This window comes from Crinalium epipsammum PCC 9333, from assembly GCF_000317495.1.
GTDB lineage: Bacteria > Cyanobacteriota > Cyanobacteriia > Cyanobacteriales > PCC-9333 > Crinalium > Crinalium epipsammum.
In genome coordinates this window covers 529,962-547,240 of record NC_019753.1, presented here as the reverse complement: position 1 = coordinate 547,240, position 17,279 = coordinate 529,962, and the positions used below count along the sequence as shown (strand labels likewise).

14 protein-coding genes are annotated in these 17,279 nt (G+C 40.6%); 10 read left to right on the top strand and 4 right to left on the bottom strand.

All coding sequences use genetic code 11. The features are described 5' to 3' along the window. Positions 1-238 precede the first annotated feature (238 nt). Together CRI9333_RS02285 and CRI9333_RS02280 are read right to left on the bottom strand one after the other, a co-directional pair. Positions 239-1,342, bottom strand: a complete 1,104-nt coding sequence (locus CRI9333_RS02285; RefSeq protein WP_015201578.1) for an iron-containing redox enzyme family protein — start codon at positions 1,340-1,342, stop codon at positions 239-241. Between the two features lie 17 nt (positions 1,343-1,359). Next, positions 1,360-3,804: an NACHT domain-containing protein gene (locus CRI9333_RS02280; protein ID WP_015201577.1), complete on the bottom strand. Its 2,445-nt coding sequence runs from the start codon at positions 3,802-3,804 to the stop codon at positions 1,360-1,362. A 200-nt stretch (positions 3,805-4,004) separates the two neighbouring features. Here CRI9333_RS02280 and CRI9333_RS02275 point away from each other — a divergent pair, with 200 nt between their 5' ends. The 9 genes from CRI9333_RS02275 to CRI9333_RS02240 all read left to right on the top strand — a co-directional run bounded on the left by CRI9333_RS02275 (position 4,005) and on the right by CRI9333_RS02240 (position 14,113). Beyond that, a complete protein-coding gene (locus CRI9333_RS02275) occupies positions 4,005-4,310 on the top strand; it encodes a TRADD-N-associated membrane domain-containing protein (RefSeq protein ID WP_015201576.1) in 306 nt (101 codons plus the stop codon). Positions 4,311-4,458: 148 nt separating this feature from the next. Continuing rightward, complete coding sequence (locus tag CRI9333_RS02270; protein WP_015201575.1) at positions 4,459-5,178, top strand: PKD domain-containing protein; 720 nt, start codon at positions 4,459-4,461, stop codon at positions 5,176-5,178. Positions 5,179-5,294: 116 nt separating this feature from the next. Next, complete coding sequence (locus CRI9333_RS26440) at positions 5,295-5,462, top strand: hypothetical protein (protein WP_157462233.1); 168 nt, start codon at positions 5,295-5,297, stop codon at positions 5,460-5,462. Positions 5,463-5,711: 249 nt separating this feature from the next. Beyond that, positions 5,712-7,541: an alpha-amylase family glycosyl hydrolase gene (locus CRI9333_RS02265; RefSeq protein ID WP_041226251.1), complete on the top strand. Its 1,830-nt coding sequence runs from the start codon at positions 5,712-5,714 to the stop codon at positions 7,539-7,541. Positions 7,542-7,577: 36 nt separating this feature from the next. Beyond that, entirely contained in the window at positions 7,578-8,549 is a 972-nt protein-coding gene (locus tag CRI9333_RS02260; protein WP_015201572.1) for a quinone oxidoreductase family protein, read from the top strand. Between the two features lie 196 nt (positions 8,550-8,745). Next, positions 8,746-9,819, top strand: coding sequence for a gluconate 2-dehydrogenase subunit 3 family protein (locus tag CRI9333_RS02255; protein ID WP_015201571.1), 1,074 nt, complete (start codon positions 8,746-8,748; stop codon positions 9,817-9,819). A gap of 23 nt (positions 9,820-9,842) precedes the next feature. Further along, entirely contained in the window at positions 9,843-11,684 is a 1,842-nt protein-coding gene (locus tag CRI9333_RS02250; protein ID WP_015201570.1) for a GMC family oxidoreductase, read from the top strand. A 4-nt stretch (positions 11,685-11,688) separates the two neighbouring features. Beyond that, positions 11,689-12,831, top strand: a complete 1,143-nt coding sequence (locus CRI9333_RS02245; protein WP_015201569.1) for a cupin domain-containing protein — start codon at positions 11,689-11,691, stop codon at positions 12,829-12,831. A 31-nt stretch (positions 12,832-12,862) separates the two neighbouring features. Next, positions 12,863-14,113, top strand: coding sequence for a hypothetical protein (locus tag CRI9333_RS02240; protein WP_015201568.1), 1,251 nt, complete (start codon positions 12,863-12,865; stop codon positions 14,111-14,113). 39 nt (positions 14,114-14,152) lie between these two features. Here the strand turns inward: CRI9333_RS02240 and CRI9333_RS28245 are convergent, their stop codons facing one another. After that, the gene (locus tag CRI9333_RS28245) at positions 14,153-14,344 is read right to left on the bottom strand and encodes a transposase (protein ID WP_051035330.1); all 192 of its coding nucleotides are present in this window, start codon (positions 14,342-14,344) and stop codon (positions 14,153-14,155) included. Next, positions 14,304-14,396: a hypothetical protein gene (locus CRI9333_RS28240; protein ID WP_315863862.1), complete on the bottom strand. Its 93-nt coding sequence runs from the start codon at positions 14,394-14,396 to the stop codon at positions 14,304-14,306. Before CRI9333_RS28240 ends, CRI9333_RS28245 begins: the two co-directional genes overlap by 41 nt. Positions 14,397-14,724: 328 nt before the next feature. Here CRI9333_RS28240 and CRI9333_RS02230 point away from each other — a divergent pair, with 328 nt between their 5' ends. Further along, a complete protein-coding gene (locus CRI9333_RS02230) occupies positions 14,725-17,139 on the top strand; it encodes an INTS11 family MBL fold metallo-hydrolase (RefSeq protein ID WP_015201567.1) in 2,415 nt (804 codons plus the stop codon). Positions 17,140-17,279 lie beyond the last annotated feature (140 nt).

The following is a 17,279-nucleotide window of genomic DNA, read 5'->3' as shown; positions in this document are numbered from 1 at the left end:
AAAAGAATCAAAATACAATCATAATTTTTTCGTTTAATTTCTTGAAGTACAACCTGACAAAGATTTACATCTGTTGGTAAAGGCTGTTTAATGACAGGAATAAGTAGCGCCATAATCCAAAAATTATTGCCTTGATCTTAGTGGATATTTCATTATTTACTTGGTTAGTATTAATGCGACACCAAAAATATTGCTACCTGTTATACAAAGTTCTCTATAATATCTATTAATTTGGCACTTATAGAAGGTGTTTAAATAATCCAAACTTTAACGCTAGATACTCGTTGTAACGCCTCATAGCTTCCATCCGAAGCGCACCTCCTATAGCCAGTTCTATACCTGCTTCAGGTTGCATTTCAACAAGAGGAGCAATTATATTGTTAAGCCAACGTGAACCATGCTCTTCTTCTGTCTCTATATGATTATAAAAATATTCACATTTTATTCGTGCATCAAAATATAAGCGCTCCAAACCAGTAATAATTGCGCGATTGCGGTTTGGATCAAAAAGTTCGGGCATTGCCAAACTTCCAAGGCTTTTGAAGTAGTGCTTCCGATTTAAACCAAAACAAAAGTATAAATTATAGCCTGCATACGGATGCCAATCATCCCAAACAGGGAATTGTGGTGGCTGTAGACCAAGTTTTGTTAGCATCAGTGTGAACTGTTTGGTATGCGACTTATTCTCTACACCATTCCCGCATTCATCCCACATATTATTAGTAATTTCAGTTTTCACAATTTCTGAAAAATAAAGTTGTCCTAAAGCTAGGGCATCAAAAAAGCGATAATTTAATGTGGCATCTGAAAGAAGAAATAAATTGAATTGTTCAATAGATGCTTGGTTTTTAAAAAAAATTAATACGCCTTTATCAATGGCTGACTCTTGTTGTGCTTGTTCAAGAAACCATGCACAAAGTGATTTTGAATTCTTCGCTTCAGACGGATTAGGAAGCTGTTTTTTAATTATGCTGATTTCATAATTTAACCACGCTGTTTCAAGTTGGTTGCGAAGGGTCAACAACCAGGGGCTATGCTCATGTAAACAAACTGGCGACAGAGGATGGCTAAGGTATACTTCGTAGATCTGGTAAAGAGTCTTATGAACATCCAAAAGTGCTATAGTATCTTCTTGCTCAAATGCTAAGTGCAGAATTACAGGCAAGTCATACTCTAAGTCACGCAAAATAGCTGTTGTTTCTAAAAATTGGTGGTCATTTGAGAGAAGGTATGCAACTTTTTCCGCTAACGTAAATGCTTGCTCTGGACGCTGAGGTATAGGAAAAGAAGGTTGTAAATCAATAATGCGATCGCCTTGCTCGGCGAATAGTCCGTTAATCATACAAATATTTTTTCTGCTCAAATTAATGAAACTGGTAGTAATAATGTTTCCTCTATTTCCTGCCGTACACTTGGAGCGACACAGCAATCACTTTTTAAACAGACTACTAGCAATAAATTGGCGTAATAGTACTGATTTAGCAAATCTTTTTGCTTGTTACTAAATACCTCGATTTGCGGATTTTGCTGCTCATTGCATAACTTTTCATATCGCCAATTTCCTCCCAAACTATAGTAAGGGACTATGACTTTTCGTAATCGATCTCCCCAATTTTTTCCGATGTTTTTCCACCAATCGATTAATATATCTTCATTAATATTTTCATTGTTTTTGAACTCAGAGGGTAAATCTTCATTTAGTTTTTGTAATTCTTGCCCAAGTTGAGAATCCTCAACTCTCACTAAAAGTTTTCTAATAACTTCAGCTCTAGCAAAGGTAACAGCTAAGGCAGGGTCGAGAGCAGAGAGGCGGCTGAGATTGGGAAGCTCATTACTTCTGTATGTAAAGATATCTTTAACCTCACAACGATCAGCACGAGCTAAGAAGCTAGCGCACGTAAAAGCACGAGTAAAATCAGGATTAAGAACCCAGCCAAGTGTCCGCTCTACATCAAGAGCAATATCAAAGTCAAGATAACAAGCTCGGATCGCTGCAAGGCTATAGACATCCCCAACTAAAGCTGAAAGAAATCTAGATTGTTCGTCTACCCACTGCAAAAACTTCTGTAATTCCTTATCTTCAGCCAATAACCCATCAATTTTTGCTTTCATTAACCTTAATAGACTATCCGACCTAACTAACATTTCTGATGTTAATAGGAATACCTCTCGCCAAGTGCGATTAGTTAACCGCTCCATTAACTCTTGCAACATAGGACTATCTATTGAATTCGGATCGCAATTGGCAACAATATGTCTGGCTGTAAAATATTCATGAAAAGTTAGATGCGAAAAAGAATATATTCTTCTTGCCCGCTCCATTAAAAGACCATGCTGTGCTTCAATTAACTTCAAAACTAAACCACCGTCTACTTCTGAATCATTTTGGTCATTGGGCGGTAATTTTTCCATGTAATTACTAATTTCACGCTCTGCTCTTTCCTGCTTGAATACATAGTTACCAGTTATGAAAGTTGAATAAGCAATTTGACTTAATAAATTTTCTTTATGTTTTTGAGATAAACTTTTATAAATCTGCTCTCGCTCAATGTATCGTTTGGCATCCCACTTTTTTAACAATACATCTAAGCCATCTTTATATAGCTCTGAACGATTAGTTGGAAAACTTCCAGAATCTTCAAAAACTAAACATAATAAGGTTAAAAGCAATGGATTTGTTGCTAATTCACGAATAGGTTTATGATCTTTATTGCCAATTTTTTTTAGAAATTTATCGGCTTGCTTTTGAGAGTTGTTAATGTTAAACCAACTTTTGACAAAATAATTTATTTCTTCTTCTTCAAAATCGGCTATTTCTACTTCTGTAAAACTTTCAAAATTATATTCCGTCGCAGCAAGTCTACAGGTAATAACAAATTTATTTTGATAATTTTGGTTGATAAAACTTTCAATCTGTCTTTTAATACTAATTTTTGATTCTTCTCTAACTTCGTCTAGCCCATCCAACAGGATTAGTCCTCGTCCCTCATTTAAAACTGACTGGATAGTAAATGTATCAAGCTGAAATAGTGATTCAATGTAAGCTAATAAATCTGGCTGTCCCGGAGCTTCGGCAAATTCTTTGAGTGGGATAAAAAAGGGAACCAATTGCTTTAATCGTTTCTTTTCAATGCAGTGCTCATCAGCACAATGTTGTTCAATAAATTGTTTTTCAATACAATGCTTATCAACACATTGCTCCTCAATACACTGCATTGCTAAATATTTCAAGAAGGTGGTTTTTCCGGCACCAGGTCTGCCCAAAATGATTAATTTGGTAAATCGTTCAACAGCGTTTAATCCTGGCACTCGTGTTTCTAACGCGCTACCTAAATTAAACCGTTCGGAATCTTGTAATGGTAAATTTTCTAGAAGATTGCTTAGTTCTCTGCGTTGTTTAGATCTAATTTTTTCCAAAATATTGACTCTGGTATAAATTTGTTCTAAGCAAATTGGATGGGACATATCTAGCACTCGCATCGTGTTGCAAAGATACTTAATTTGCCCATGTATTCGTTTACGCACTATTTTTACTAAAGTTTCAACGGGTTCAGGCGGTGGTGCAATACAATCTTCAGGCACTCCGAGATCGCTTAAGGTAAGACTTAAAACTGCTACAATTGCATCGGCTTGCCGTCGTTCCACACCTTCTGGCTGTTTTGTTCCTAGCAGACGCTTTACAGTATCAACTGACGTTCTGGCTTTCTGAGCGAGCGATTCTTGAGTGAAATTTTCGGCTTTATAGCGTTCTTTTAATTTCTTCTTTCCTTCTTCAGGAAGTTGAACCTTATCACACTGACTCATTTTAATTTTCTCCTGGGCCAAGTAATCACACTATAACGAAACTCCTAATTTGATGAGTAGGGCAAATAGGTTGGAGATGCTGCCCTATTTGCCCTATATCAAGTAGGGTCAAAGCACAATCTATTTAACCTACTTGCCCTGGCAAAAACTTATTCTTTTGCATGAGTATATTTGGTATAAACTTTTTGAGGACAAAAGCAATGTTGTTTAACCGACCTCAATCCGATACTTCAAAAGCTATTGATGATTCGAGCAGTTTCAGAGAAGCTATTTTTAAAGAATTGCTGCGCCAAGTGCATCATAGCTACAATCTAGCCTTAGCAGTTACCGCTGCATCTGGTCTAATGACTTTGGCAGGCGTAGGATTGCTCTATCTTAACCAGATCCCTGCTGCATCTATTACGACTGCTGGCGGTGCCCTCGCTAGCATTAGTTGTATTCAATTTGCTAGAGAGTCGAAAGATGAACTTCGCAAAATGATAAAACTGTCAGAGCAGTCTGAGTAAAATCGTAATTTCTGATTCAGCTTGCTTTAACAATTAGCCCAATGGACAAAATGTCAATCACATCTAGGCAGATAACGGCATTTACAACGTCACCCTGACTGTCAGCGATCATGATGGTGGTTCCACATCCTCAACACTTTCTGTCAACGTGAATAACGTTGCACCTACCGTGGCAGCAGGTGACAATCAAATTATGCATGTCGGCGAAACAGTCGCCTTTAACGGTCACTTTACCGATCCTGGTATCAAAGGTACCCACGCGATCGCGTGGGACTTCGGTGATGGCAACATTGTGAAGAATGACCTTAACCCAACACATATCTACGCTGTTTACGGTACATACAACGTTACCTTAACAGTCACCGACTCTGACGGTGCGGTTGCTACTGATGCAATGACTGTCAAGGTCTTTAAACTACCTACACTGTCCGTTAGCAACATCTCATTAAGTGAAGGTGATGATGGTAATACTTCTGTAGTATTTACTGCCAGCTTATCCGAACCCAGCTTGCGGACTGTAACTGCCAACTACTCTACAACCGACGGCACAGCAACTTCAGGAAAGGATTATACAATTAGCAACGGTACAATTACTTTTGCGCCAGGGGAAACCAGTCAAACTATCATCATCCCAATCATTGGCGATCGCATTGATGAAGATGACGAAACTTTCTTGATCAAGCTACGTGATGTTACCAACGCTGCGATCGCTAATACTAGGGCTAGTGCTACCATCATCGATAACGATCTACCACCAACGCTCTTCATTGCTGACAAAATTATTACTGAAGAAGATAGCACTACAGCAACTATCACTTATACAGTTAACCTTAATACAGCGAGTGCTAAACCGATCAGGCTTATTTAAGGTTTATTTGGGCTTGAACAAAGTTCAAGCCCCGTTAAGTATATTTTAAAAATCAAGTGTTTATGGATGCTAAATAACTGTTGCAACGTTATGAGGAAGGTAAAAGAAGCTTTAGTATGATTGACATTTACGCCAACCCTGCGGAGTTTTGTTTAAATCCTTATCTGACAATTCCGTTTTGGATTGGTAAGTTATACATTTCTGGCGAAGTTATACATTTGCGTATGCACGAACAAAAACGTTTAGATGATAGCTTGAAATTGGCAAGAGTTATCTGGGCATAAAAAGCCTCCTAAATGGCTAAAATTATCAAGGTTTAGCATTGTGGTTAATACGAAGTCAGTTTGTAATTATGTGAAATTTACGGTCTTGCGCTAATGCCACGCGCTTTGGTGCTTACCTTCAAAAAGCTTCTATGAGCTTGACCTATTAACTGCTTGAAAATCAAATGAATGACTAAGCTATACCTTGAAGCAACTTAACAACAGTTAAATTTAATTATGGTATTTTCTACAGCTAATGTTACATCAGGTATGTCTGTTATTCAGGTCTCTACTCAGACCGGAATGGGGGCTATTCCCTATGAAGGAGGCACAGCTTTTCGTGTTTGGGCGCCCTTTGCTTCAGCAATTTATGTAGCAGGAAATTTTAATAACTGGTCTATAACTGAAAATCTACTCGCCCCTGAAAATAATGGATACTGGTCTGTGGACGTTCCTGGAGCTAAAGAAGGTCAAAATTACCGCTATGTAATTCAAAGTCCTTTCATTCCTAGTGATTCTGTATGGTGGCGTACCGATCCCTATTGCAAACATGTCCTAGACAATGACGGCGGCGATGGTGTAATTGTCACAGATCAGTTTGATTGGGGAACCAATACCTTCAATATGCCAGTCTGGAATGAATTAGTGATTTATGAGCTGCATATAGCTTCTTTTAATAGAAGCGAGAACAAGCCCGGAGATTTAAATTCAATTATCGATAAACTAGGTATCTTAAAAGACTTAGGCATCAATGCAATTGAACTGATGCCGATTTTTGGTTTTCCGGGAGAATACTCTTTAGGCTATAACCCTGCTTTCCCCTTTGATATAGAAAGTAATTATGGTGATCCTGGTAAATTTAAAAACTTCGTCAAAAAAGCCCATGAATTTGGCATAGCTGTGATTCTTGATGTAGTTTATAACCATTTTGGTGATAAAGAACTAGACTATTCTCTACGGCGGTTTGATGGTTGGAATCAAAATAACGGGGATGGAATATATTTTTACAACGATCAACGCGTTCAAACCGATTTTGGTCCTCGCCCAGACTATGGCAGGGGTGAAGTGCGGCAATATATCCGTGACAACGCTTTGATGTGGCTGGAAGAATATCAGATAGACGGTTTACGCTTTGATTCCACCATCAACATTCGTAATATTTACGGCAAGAACAACGAACCTGTAAATGACATTCCTGAAGGCTGGAGCTTGATGCAATGGATCAACAATGAAATAGACAGTAAGATGCCGTGGAAGATTACGATCGCAGAAGACTTGCAAAACAACGAATGGATCAACCGTAATACAGGATCTGGGGGAGCCGGATTTGATTCTCAATGGGGTAGCTTTTTTTATTATTCTATTTTTAATGCAGTGGTAGCTTCCACGGATAGCGCCCGTAATATGTACAGCGTTCGGGATGCAATTTTGCAAAGGTTTGAAACCGATGCTTGGAAGCGAGTTATTTACAGCGAAAACCATGATGAAGTAGCCGAAATTAACCACAAAGTCCGGCTACCGGAGGCAATTTGGCATGGTAATGCAGATAGCTGGTTTGCCCGCAAACGCTCTACCTTAGCAGCGGCTCTCGTCTTCACATCTCCTGGAATTCCGATGATTTTTCAAGGTCAAGAATTTTTGGAATGGGGAAATTGGAGTGATTCTGGCACATTAGATTGGAGCAAGAAAGATAAATTTAGTGGTATTTGGGATCTTTATCAGTCGCTAATTCGTTTACGGCGCAACTGGTATAACAACACCAGAGGTTTGCGTGGACAGCATGTCAACGTACATCACGTTAACAATAACGACAAAGTTATAGCCTTTCATCGTTGGGATAACGGCGGGCTAGGGGATGATGTAGTTGTGATTATAAATATGGGCGATCGTTTCTACGATCGCTATAGCCTAGGCTTTCCTGGAGGCGGAACTTGGTGGGTAAGGTTTAATAGTGACTGGAATGGTTACAGCCCAGATTTTGGCAATCATTCTGGTTATGACACCTTTGCAAATCAGAGTAATCCCAATGATTCCGATGGTATGCCCTTCAGTGCCAATATTGGCATTGGGCCTTATAGCGTCTTGATTCTTTCTCAATAAAATAATGGCTTGGTCATGGTGTAGAGGAGTACAGTCATGAAAGCGATCATCATGCATAAAACCGGGGGTACAGAAGTACTGCACTACGAAACCTTTCCTACCCCGAAACCAACTGCCAATGAGGTTTTAGTCAAGGTTCATGCTGCTACGGTAAATCACACAGATATATTTCACCGTTCAGGACAGTTTTTCATTCAAAAAAGTCTCCCCCATATTTTGGGTATGGATGTAGCAGGGGAAATCGTGGAATTGGGTGCAGGAGTAACAGATTGGCAAATAGGTGATCGCATAGTTGCTACTTTTGAAGCCTTGGGAAGAGAAAGAGATGGTGCTTATGCCGAATACACCACACTCCCAACCAACCAACTACACCGCATTCCCGATGGACTAAGTTATATTGATGCGGCCAGCATTGGTTTAGCTTTCACAACTGCTTGGATTGCCCTATTTTATAAGGGCCTGCTAAAACAAGCAGAACGAATTGTTATCCATGCAGCATCTAGTGGAGTCGGAACCTCTGCAATTCAAATTGCGCGTTGGCAGAAGGCCCAAGCGATCGCCATCAGTGATAAAAACAAAGCAGAGCGATTACATCAGCTAGGAGCCAATTTTGTCATTGATCGCCACTCTCCTGATTTAGTAGAGCAGGTGATAGAGATAACCAAAGGAGAAGGCGCTACCCTGATCCTTGATTTAGTAGGACGAACAACATTGCGATCGTCTATCAGTATGCTGGCAAAAAATGGGCGGATTGTTTGTGCTGGGACTCTCAGTGGTGATATAGCAGAAATTAATGTTATGGATCTACTGATGAAAAATGCTACTATTCACGGTTCATTTGCTCTGATTCAACCCCAAGATTTCGAGCAAATTTTGCAACACTTTGCCCAAGGGATATTTCAACCTGTGATTGACTCTGTTTTCCCCTTACAAAAAGCGAGTGCTGCCCACGAGCGGATTGAGGCAAAACAGGCATTTGGTAAAATTATTCTCGTGCCCGATCTATAACATCAAAAATGAAATTTAATGATTTTTCAAGAATTCGTAGTCATTTTTCCGGAAAGATTAAGGCTATTATTGTTTTTATAAATACCACTTTTTTCGTGTGACCCAACCAAGCAACTTAGATCTATTTCAGGATGCTAATTGCAGCCATTTTTTGTGACTGAATTTGGTCGATTAATATCTACTAGGAGAAGAATTAATGGCTGTTGAAATCTTACAAACAGACGACCAGTACGTACTTAACCACTGCACTAAATTTCTTGCCAGAGATAATATAGATCCTCGCCATAACTTTGGACAATGGACTGACGACGATCCTCGCTCTCGGATTGCTGAACCTTGGCGATTTCCGATTATCGATAGTTACAGCGATGGTAGTGATTTTGTTAAAAGTTATTCTTCCAATGTAGTAACTTTCGTATATCAGCAACCAAAAGCAATGGCGCCCAAAAATGTTGCTGTAATCGGGACTTTCGCCAATCTTTATGAGCCAATTCCACTCAAGCCAGTCAACTTCGTTGGGGAACCCACAGGATATTATGCTCTATCGATTATTGTACCGAAAGGACAATTTCACACCTACAAATTTATCGTCGATGGGCAGGCAATTATAGACCCAATAAATCCCCAGCGTGCCCAGCTTGACAACGGTCAATTATGGTCACGATTTTTTACCCAATTGTGTACTGAACCATTGAACTTTGAAGACTGGGAATTTGACATTGTAGCTCGATTAGTAGATCACATTTTGCCTTTCCGAACTCAGGAAGGGGAAAACTTTTTGAACCGTTATTACAATTTTTTGGGTAAACAAGATAAACAGGTGCAATACGCCTATGCTTATCGTCTAGATGAATCAGTAGGAGCAGCAAACTTTATTGACAACATTTTAGCCAGGGAAGAGAATCATCATTTAGTTGATTACAAAATTTGCTTAGGTCAAATTAGCCGGATATTGCGGCAACGCAATCCCTACGTTGAACCCAAAGATGTCTCTAAAGAGTTGTACATTGACCTCTATGACGAAATGGCTATTAACAAAGTCAATGGTTGGAATTACCAGGAATACCAAGAACCTCGTTTCTTCCTGGAATTACTGCGCCGCCACACATTTACAGGTGCATTTTCTCATCCTAAATATGGTGGAAATGTCGGAGGAACAGCTTGGGCTTATCTATCAGAAAGGTTTAAAGATAAGAGCGGCAAAACCTTATTTGATTGGCGCAGAGCGATAGAACCACCCCTTGGACTTAACAGCGATTATCGAGGCTAATTGATTTACCCAGGAGAATATATATGCAAACAGAATTTGATGTAGTGATCGTTGGTAGTGGCGCTGGAGGTTCTCCCATTGCCCACACTTTAGTGAAGGCTGGAAAATCAGTACTGATTCTTGAAAAAGGCCCACTATTTCGACCCCAGTATCAAAATCCTCAAGGGTTAAGTGACTTTAAGCGCGATGAATTGTTTGCTGATGGCCCTGAAAAGCGTATCCGCGTTCCTGGAGTTGCTAATCAGAATGAAGCCTTTTATTCTAGCCACGTTGAACCAGATATTAACGACGAGCCACATATCTACCGCGATCCCAACGGACAAGATCGAGCCACAATTGAAGGCTATACGGCCCAAGTAGTGGGCGGCGGTACTCAAATTTATGGTGGTGTTTCCCTGCGGTTCACCCCCACCGATTTACGCTTACAAAGTTTCAATGCTGGACGTAATGACTTAAAAAACGACCCGAATGGGGATGTGCAAAGAGAAGCCCGTGATTGGCCTGTAACTTATGATGAGCTAGAACCCTACTATGTGAAAGCTGAATACCTTGTAGGTCTTAATGGCACTGCCGAAAACCAGCTGAAGCCTTTTAGTAAAGATAGCTATCAACCGCCCCTAGAACCTAACCCAATTAGCAACTATGCGAAATTTGGTATGGACAAACTAGGCGAACAATTGGGTAATAGTCAGCCGATTAAGCCCTACCGCGCACCGCTAGCGGTGATTACCCGCGATCATCAACCTAGTGGACGCAAAGTTCCCAAAGATCCCGAAAGCATCAAAACGAGTTATGTAAACCGTTTTGGCTGTCCTCTGGGTGTGAAATCAAGTACTTGGGTTTCTTTGCTTAGTCCGATCGCTAATCAACCAAATTTTGAAATTCGGACAAACTGTGTAGTTACTCATCTTGAAAGTGAGGGAGCGAAAGTTAGCCGAGTCGTCTACCGCGATCCGAGTGGCAAAACCCGGTTTGTTCAAGGAAAGTTGGTAATCGTCGCTTGTTCTGCCATTGAATCGATTCGGTTGCTGAAGCTGTCAGGACAGCTGAGTTCCGAATTCAATAAACGCATCAACCAAAATGATTTATTAGGTAAGTACTTTCTTACCCACTGTTTTGGAGGTGCTAGTGCTCTGATGCCTACCCGCAGCGATAAAACCTTAGCTCTTGATGCTGATTGGGCAACCGATGCTTGCGCCACTGACGACTTTCTCAAAAGCAGAGGACTTTGGGCAGGTGGGGCAATTTACAACAATACTTCCGATCAAGCCTTGCCCATCTCTCTCGGACGTACCCACGGTAGTCGGGATTTAGACACACTTTGGAAAGGTTTTATTGAAGATACCAGTTTAGCGGCTCAAGGGTTGACGGACTTTTTGGACAACAATCTGGGTAGGGGTTTATCCGTCAGCTTTATGGCAAATCAAGTACCCCTGAAGACCAATCGGATTGAACTCCATCCCACAATTAAAGATAAGTGGGGTCGTCCTGTGGCTCACATCATCAAAGAATGGCACAGCCACGACAGATATCTCATGGACACCTTGGCAGAAATGTGCGGTCAGGTTTTGAAGTTGGGTGGTAATTCAATTCCAGGTGAATTCAACTTTGAATTTAAAGGTCAAGGTGGCGTGTACCTGGCAGAAAACGCCTTAGCACGGATTGCTAACCATATTCTTGGCGGAGCCAGGTTTGGTACTGACCGCAAAGACTCGGTGCTAGACCGCAATTGCAAAGTTTGGGACTTTGATAACCTCTACGTCACCGATGGCTCATTTATGCCGACATCGGGAGGCGCAAACCCCACGTTGACAATTCAGGCTAATTCTTTTCGGGTAGCTGACGAATTACTTAAAAGGCTTTAACTTTATGGACCCAGCATTTAACGACATTCAGACCAATCCATGGAACGAGATTTTTAAAATCGTCTTTTTTCCAGATCGCATTTACCATGCCGAATACCTCAACGCTACCCGCAGTCCCCGTTATCGTTACAACGTGCGAGAGGTTCGCAGCTACTTGGGGATCAATGCCCTCAAAGGAGAGGTATATCTTGATGGAAAGTTTATCAGTAATTTTCTGCGACTGGAATACAGATCCAGCCGTTTAATAGAGCAAGTACGCGAGAAAAAACGGTTGCTCAGTAGTGGTGTGATTGCTTGGGTGAAGTTGTTACCGGAAGATGAAAGCAAGAAAGCAGAAAGCAGGGTAAAACTACACCATTGCCCCTGGATTGATGCTTACACTGTGGAGATTTGGGAAACTTTAGAAGCTCCTAATACCAGCTACCATGATTTTCAAATTTTGGATCAGATGGGACGCGATGGGTCGATTACGCGAGTTAAAGCATTTAACCCAGCTTTGCGAGATATCAAAGCACTGACGCAGATAGAATTGGCATTTCGTGAAAATGATCGCAATTTACCTACTGGCTATCAAATTAGTGATGCTGATGCCTGTTGGGATAATGACTATTCGCGATCGCACCAAGAACCACGCACGCAAGAACCCAGTTCACAGCAAAATACCGTTGACGATCTCAACTACCTAATCAACTTCCAGCGCGGTTGGTTTTTACAAGCACCGGACATTAAGCCTGTGCGCTATCGGAATGCCATGATGGATGGCGACAATCCAGATCTAGCAGACAACAACATTATTGATATGCGCTGGATTGTTCAACGAGAACTAGGCGGTTCCAACATCTTTTTCCACGAAGTAACAATTCCTCCCGGCACTGTAGAAGGCACTCACCAACATATTGGTACGGAAGAATTATATTACATCAGCGAGGGAGAGGGCCTCGCCTATATGCGTGCCGGCGACGATCCCGCAACAGACAAATACCCGACTGTAAAACGTCAAGTCATGGGACTGGGGAGCCGTGAATTTAAAGAACTCCCTGTGAAACCAGGTAGCGTTATTTTCACCAAGAGTGGTGGGATGCATGGCATTCGTAACCCTGGTACAAAACCCCTAAAATTCGTTGCTTTCTTGTATCACACAATTTAATTTCTCTACTTAACTCTCACCAACTGTTGCCATGTTTATTGTTCATTCTGACAGTGTTTTTAAAGTCGATCCCAATACCCCGCCTGACTATAACCGGGGTAATCCGTTGCTGAAGTTGCTGAATTTTCTCGAACGCGCCCAACTAGCAGCTGAACGTGAATTTTATTTAACAGGGGAGTTCCAGTATTTATTTCCTTATGACTCTCTGGTTTTATATAGACCGCAGGGGAATGATGCTAATATTCTTGACCCGACTGTGCAAGATAATAAAACAGATTTCCAAAAGCAAAATGTCAAGGATTTTGTTAGTACCGATACCTTTTTAATTCGAGGTTTGGCGACTGTGGGAGACTGGACAGGGCCGTTTTTGCGAGTTTCTTACCGTGGCGGTCCTGATACTAAGCTATCCATTGCTGCTAACCATAAATTGGGGGAAAAGATTAAACTCTGGATTAAAGTCGCAGGTGTGGCAACTCCAGCGTTGATTTTAGTGCCGTATAATCCCTTAAGCGATCGCTATGAAGTTGAGTTTTGGGGGTATCCAGGCAACGATTTGCGAAATCAACTAGACGATAAAGGACGTAATGCCCTAGATCGCGGTGAACTCCAAGTACGAAATGATTTAGTACATGGCAGCATAGCAGACTTCAACCGGGAAGCCTTAAGCGAGCGCTATATACTAGATGTCGCTCCTACAAACACCATGCATCCTATATTACCTCTGCATATAGAGCTTGCTTGGGCAGACTTTAGCGAGAAAATTTGGGACTCCCAAAATGGGGCAAACTACCATTATGAATTCAACATGATTGTCCGTGGATGGGATCACTTTTTAGGAACAGGTATCAGTTCTAACCCTCACGGTGGTATTGGCTTTTTGGAATATCGCAATTTGATGTCTAATTATGGACGCTATTCAAGTAAACCCGAATTGGGTCGCCAGTTAAACTCATGGAACTTCAACGCCTTTGGTAATAAAAATCATGGCAACGGTTTTGAAAGATTCTTTGCCGTAGATTACATGGATTTGCACGTCCTCAATTCTGGCTGTGGGATTGGTTTACATCGCCATCGTGATAACCAGGAAGTTTTTCTGATGATGGATGGTCAAGGCTTTATGGTAGTAGGTGATTGGTGCAAAATGCCAGAGCGAGAACGCTGCTTTGAAATCCGTACCCTACAAGCTGGACACTTTGCCATGCTCAAAGGTGGTAATCTCCACGCTTTAATGAATGCTACTGATGAACAAGTTTCTCTATTTATGTTTGGGGGATATGATTAATGCAAGTTTGATAGCGTACTGCTTTGTCTGTTGAAATAATTAGGCAGAAATATAACCAATGTCCGCCAAAAGCTTTCCATAAATATTTTTAACTAAATTAAAAACTGGATGTCGGTCATCGACATTGGCGGGAGCTACTTTAAAGCTAAATAATTCTCCTGATTCATTAATAATTAAATGGAGCTTGAAATTAAAATACCAACAAGCGCGAACTTTTACCCCAAACTGCAAAACCTTGAAAAACTTTGTTGCGAGTAGCGCGGTTCAGATGACAAATAGGGATTTTAGTTAAATTAATAAAACTGATACCTATTATATGGATTACTTAAATGTTTGCTACAGATAAAGCATCCAAAATGAAAGTCCATTTTGCCATAATTGGGATCATTAGCTAATCATTAACCCCTTGCTACTAAGCAAGGGGCTAATTGTTCTCATTTATTTGAACCGCTATCGCTTGTAATAGTGAAAGTTGGGGTAAACCACACCCCCTCTACTCCTATACCACGCTTGGGCGATAGCCCGTCATCATAGCTATTTATATATTTGTAAAATTATGTTAAGCAACTTTGAAATGATTGTAACGGGCGAATTACATGAAGATAAATTAATTGTTCAAGGAGAGAAATATAAAGTTAAGGGTTCATGTAATTATACAGGCACTCAGCAATGGCGGGGTAGTACCTGCAACAGATTCCAACGGGCTAATCTCTAGTCTTCAAATTGTTGGTATTAATGAATCAGGTGACGCTGATTCCTGTAAATTTCTGGGTCGAGTAGTCGAGTATAGTAAAGCCGGAAGAATTTTATTTAAAATAACTCGCCCTGGAGAAAAGACTCTGAGAATAACACTCATTGGTGGTAGCCCATCAATAAAACCAGGGCAATTATTAGAAGTTTCAGCAGTACTCAACTGTCAACAGTTGCAAATAATTCAAGTAGAGAATACAGAAATTGAACTTGATGATGTAGAAAACGCTCTCAAGCCAATTGATATAGAAGTGAATGCAGCGACTCCATTACCAGAATTGGTTAATGCAGTTAATCAGTTGAAGAATAAAAAACTGGAATTTGTTGCTCAAGCTAAAGCTGCCCTTGAAAATCATACTGGGATAGCACAATGGAATTTAGCTACACCTGTTAAGCGCGGAAAGTTTTTCGAGTGGGAAGTTGACCAACATGGGTTAAATGCCAGAGTCAGAGTAAATGAACATACTGGTATAGCCCAAGTGTGGGAATTTAGCACAAATAATCAAATACCATTAGAGCTAGAGCCAGACTTAGAGCAAGATAAATTAAGTGTCACGCCATTAGGCGCTGCTAGAGGCATCGGAGCTTCCTGTTTCCGAGTATTAATTGGCCCCTATGAAATAGTCCTTGATGCTGGTACACGACCAAAAGGAGATAAACCTTTACCAGCCTTTGAATATTTAAGAAACCCCAACTTAATATTAATTAGCCACGCTCATCAAGACCATATCGGGGCATTACCAACATTCCACAAAATGTTTCCAGCTTGCCCGATGATTTGTACTGTAGGAACCAGACAAATAGCCGATGTAATGTTAACAGACTGCCTGAAGATTCAACAGCATAACGAAGATTTTCAGGAGTTATTTGATGAAAATGACTTAAATCAAACAATATTTCAATTACAAACCAAACCTGTTGGGGTAGATTTTGAACCGTTACCTGGATTAAAAGTGCGGTTTATTCATGCAGGGCATATCTTAGGGGCAGCTTGTATTTATATCAGGTACGGTGAGCGAAGTCTGTTATATACAGGTGATTACAACACTTCTAACAGTAGAACAACAGATGGACTAAGACTAGCTGATTTGCCAGAAGCCGATATGTTGATTACTGAATCAACTTATGGCGCTGATAATCACCCCAACCGTAAAACCCAAGAACAGGAATTACTTAAAGCAGTTGCAGAAGTAGTGTCTAAGGGCGGTAATGTACTAATTCCAGCATTTGCATTAGGACGCGCCCAAGAGATTATCTTAGCAATTCGTACCAGTGCCTTATTTCATAAGCTTAATATCCCTGTATATGTAGATGGCTTAGTGCGGGCGGTTACGGATGTATTCATTGAAAATATCAACTTATTACCTGCCAGCATACAAAATTTTGCACTTCAATCAGAACCCTTCTTTAACCCTGATAGTCATCCTCCCATCATTCCCATTGCTCATCCGAAAGAACGACCACTGGCAATAGCCAAACCTTCTGTAATCATTGCTAGTTCTGGAATGCTATCTGGTGGAGCTAGTGTTTATTATGCCACCACGTTATTAGAAAGAGATAACGCGGCTGTTTTTATTTCTGGTTATACCGATGAGGAGAGTCCAGGTCGTTTTCTGCAAGGGTTGCAGCAGGGTGATGAAATTGAATTTAATAATAAAAAGTTAGTAGTTAAAGCAGATATTCGACGTTTTAACTTATCAGGACACGCTGATAAAGTCGGGTTGACGCAAGTGATTAATCGAGTTAATCCTAAGCATCTAATTCTCATTCATGGTTCCATGAATGCTTTACATGAATTATCCAGAGCCAGCGACCTGAAAGCCAAACATTTAATCCATATTCCTAATGTTGGTGAAGTGATTGAATATGGGACTGTACCTGAACAGGTTTCACCACTCCAGTTAGCTAAGTTGCACCATAAAACTGAGTTTGAAGTTAAGATTGCTGCGGAATATGATGGAGCTTGGATCAAGATTCCTGCTGATATTATTGATACTGACCCACGTTGGCATCACTTTTCCGAGACAGGAATGCTCAAAGCTAAATGGGATGGGATTGCTTTGAAACTTATTCCAATTATGCAGCATCATCTTAATGTTGAAGCAGCAGCTTTATCTGGTGTTGACTGTTGTGCTACTTGTAAATTCTTTCAGAAAAAGTGCTGTACTTCTCCTGATAGCCCTTTGTATGAATTGCAGGTAGATCCTCATGGTAAATGCCTAGAGTTTGTGAGTGAGAATAAAGAAGTCGAAATACCAGATACAGAAGTCATCTAGGAGATTCTCTCTCATTAGTTTAATATGAACGATTAAAGCGATCGCACTCTCCTCATTTCTTCTTGTCCCCTCGTCCCCTCGTCCCCCTGCTCCATATTCCCTGCGGAATAAATAAATCTTTAACGTCAATTAATACTAAA

Coding starts and splice junctions, on each gene's coding strand:
- CRI9333_RS02240 (WP_015201568.1), top strand. CDS start 12,863: ATGTTTATTGTTCATTCTGACAGTGTTTTTAAAGTCGATCCCAATACC.
- CRI9333_RS02280 (WP_015201577.1), bottom strand. CDS start 3,804: ATGAGTCAGTGTGATAAGGTTCAACTTCCTGAAGAAGGAAAGAAGAAA.
- CRI9333_RS02255 (WP_015201571.1), top strand. CDS start 8,746: ATGGCTGTTGAAATCTTACAAACAGACGACCAGTACGTACTTAACCAC.
- CRI9333_RS02245 (WP_015201569.1), top strand. CDS start 11,689: ATGGACCCAGCATTTAACGACATTCAGACCAATCCATGGAACGAGATT.
- CRI9333_RS02285 (WP_015201578.1), bottom strand. CDS start 1,342: ATGATTAACGGACTATTCGCCGAGCAAGGCGATCGCATTATTGATTTA.
- CRI9333_RS02250 (WP_015201570.1), top strand. CDS start 9,843: ATGCAAACAGAATTTGATGTAGTGATCGTTGGTAGTGGCGCTGGAGGT.
- CRI9333_RS02265 (WP_041226251.1), top strand. CDS start 5,712: ATGTCTGTTATTCAGGTCTCTACTCAGACCGGAATGGGGGCTATTCCC.
- CRI9333_RS02275 (WP_015201576.1), top strand. CDS start 4,005: ATGTTGTTTAACCGACCTCAATCCGATACTTCAAAAGCTATTGATGAT.
- CRI9333_RS26440 (WP_157462233.1), top strand. CDS start 5,295: ATGATTGACATTTACGCCAACCCTGCGGAGTTTTGTTTAAATCCTTAT.
- CRI9333_RS02260 (WP_015201572.1), top strand. CDS start 7,578: ATGAAAGCGATCATCATGCATAAAACCGGGGGTACAGAAGTACTGCAC.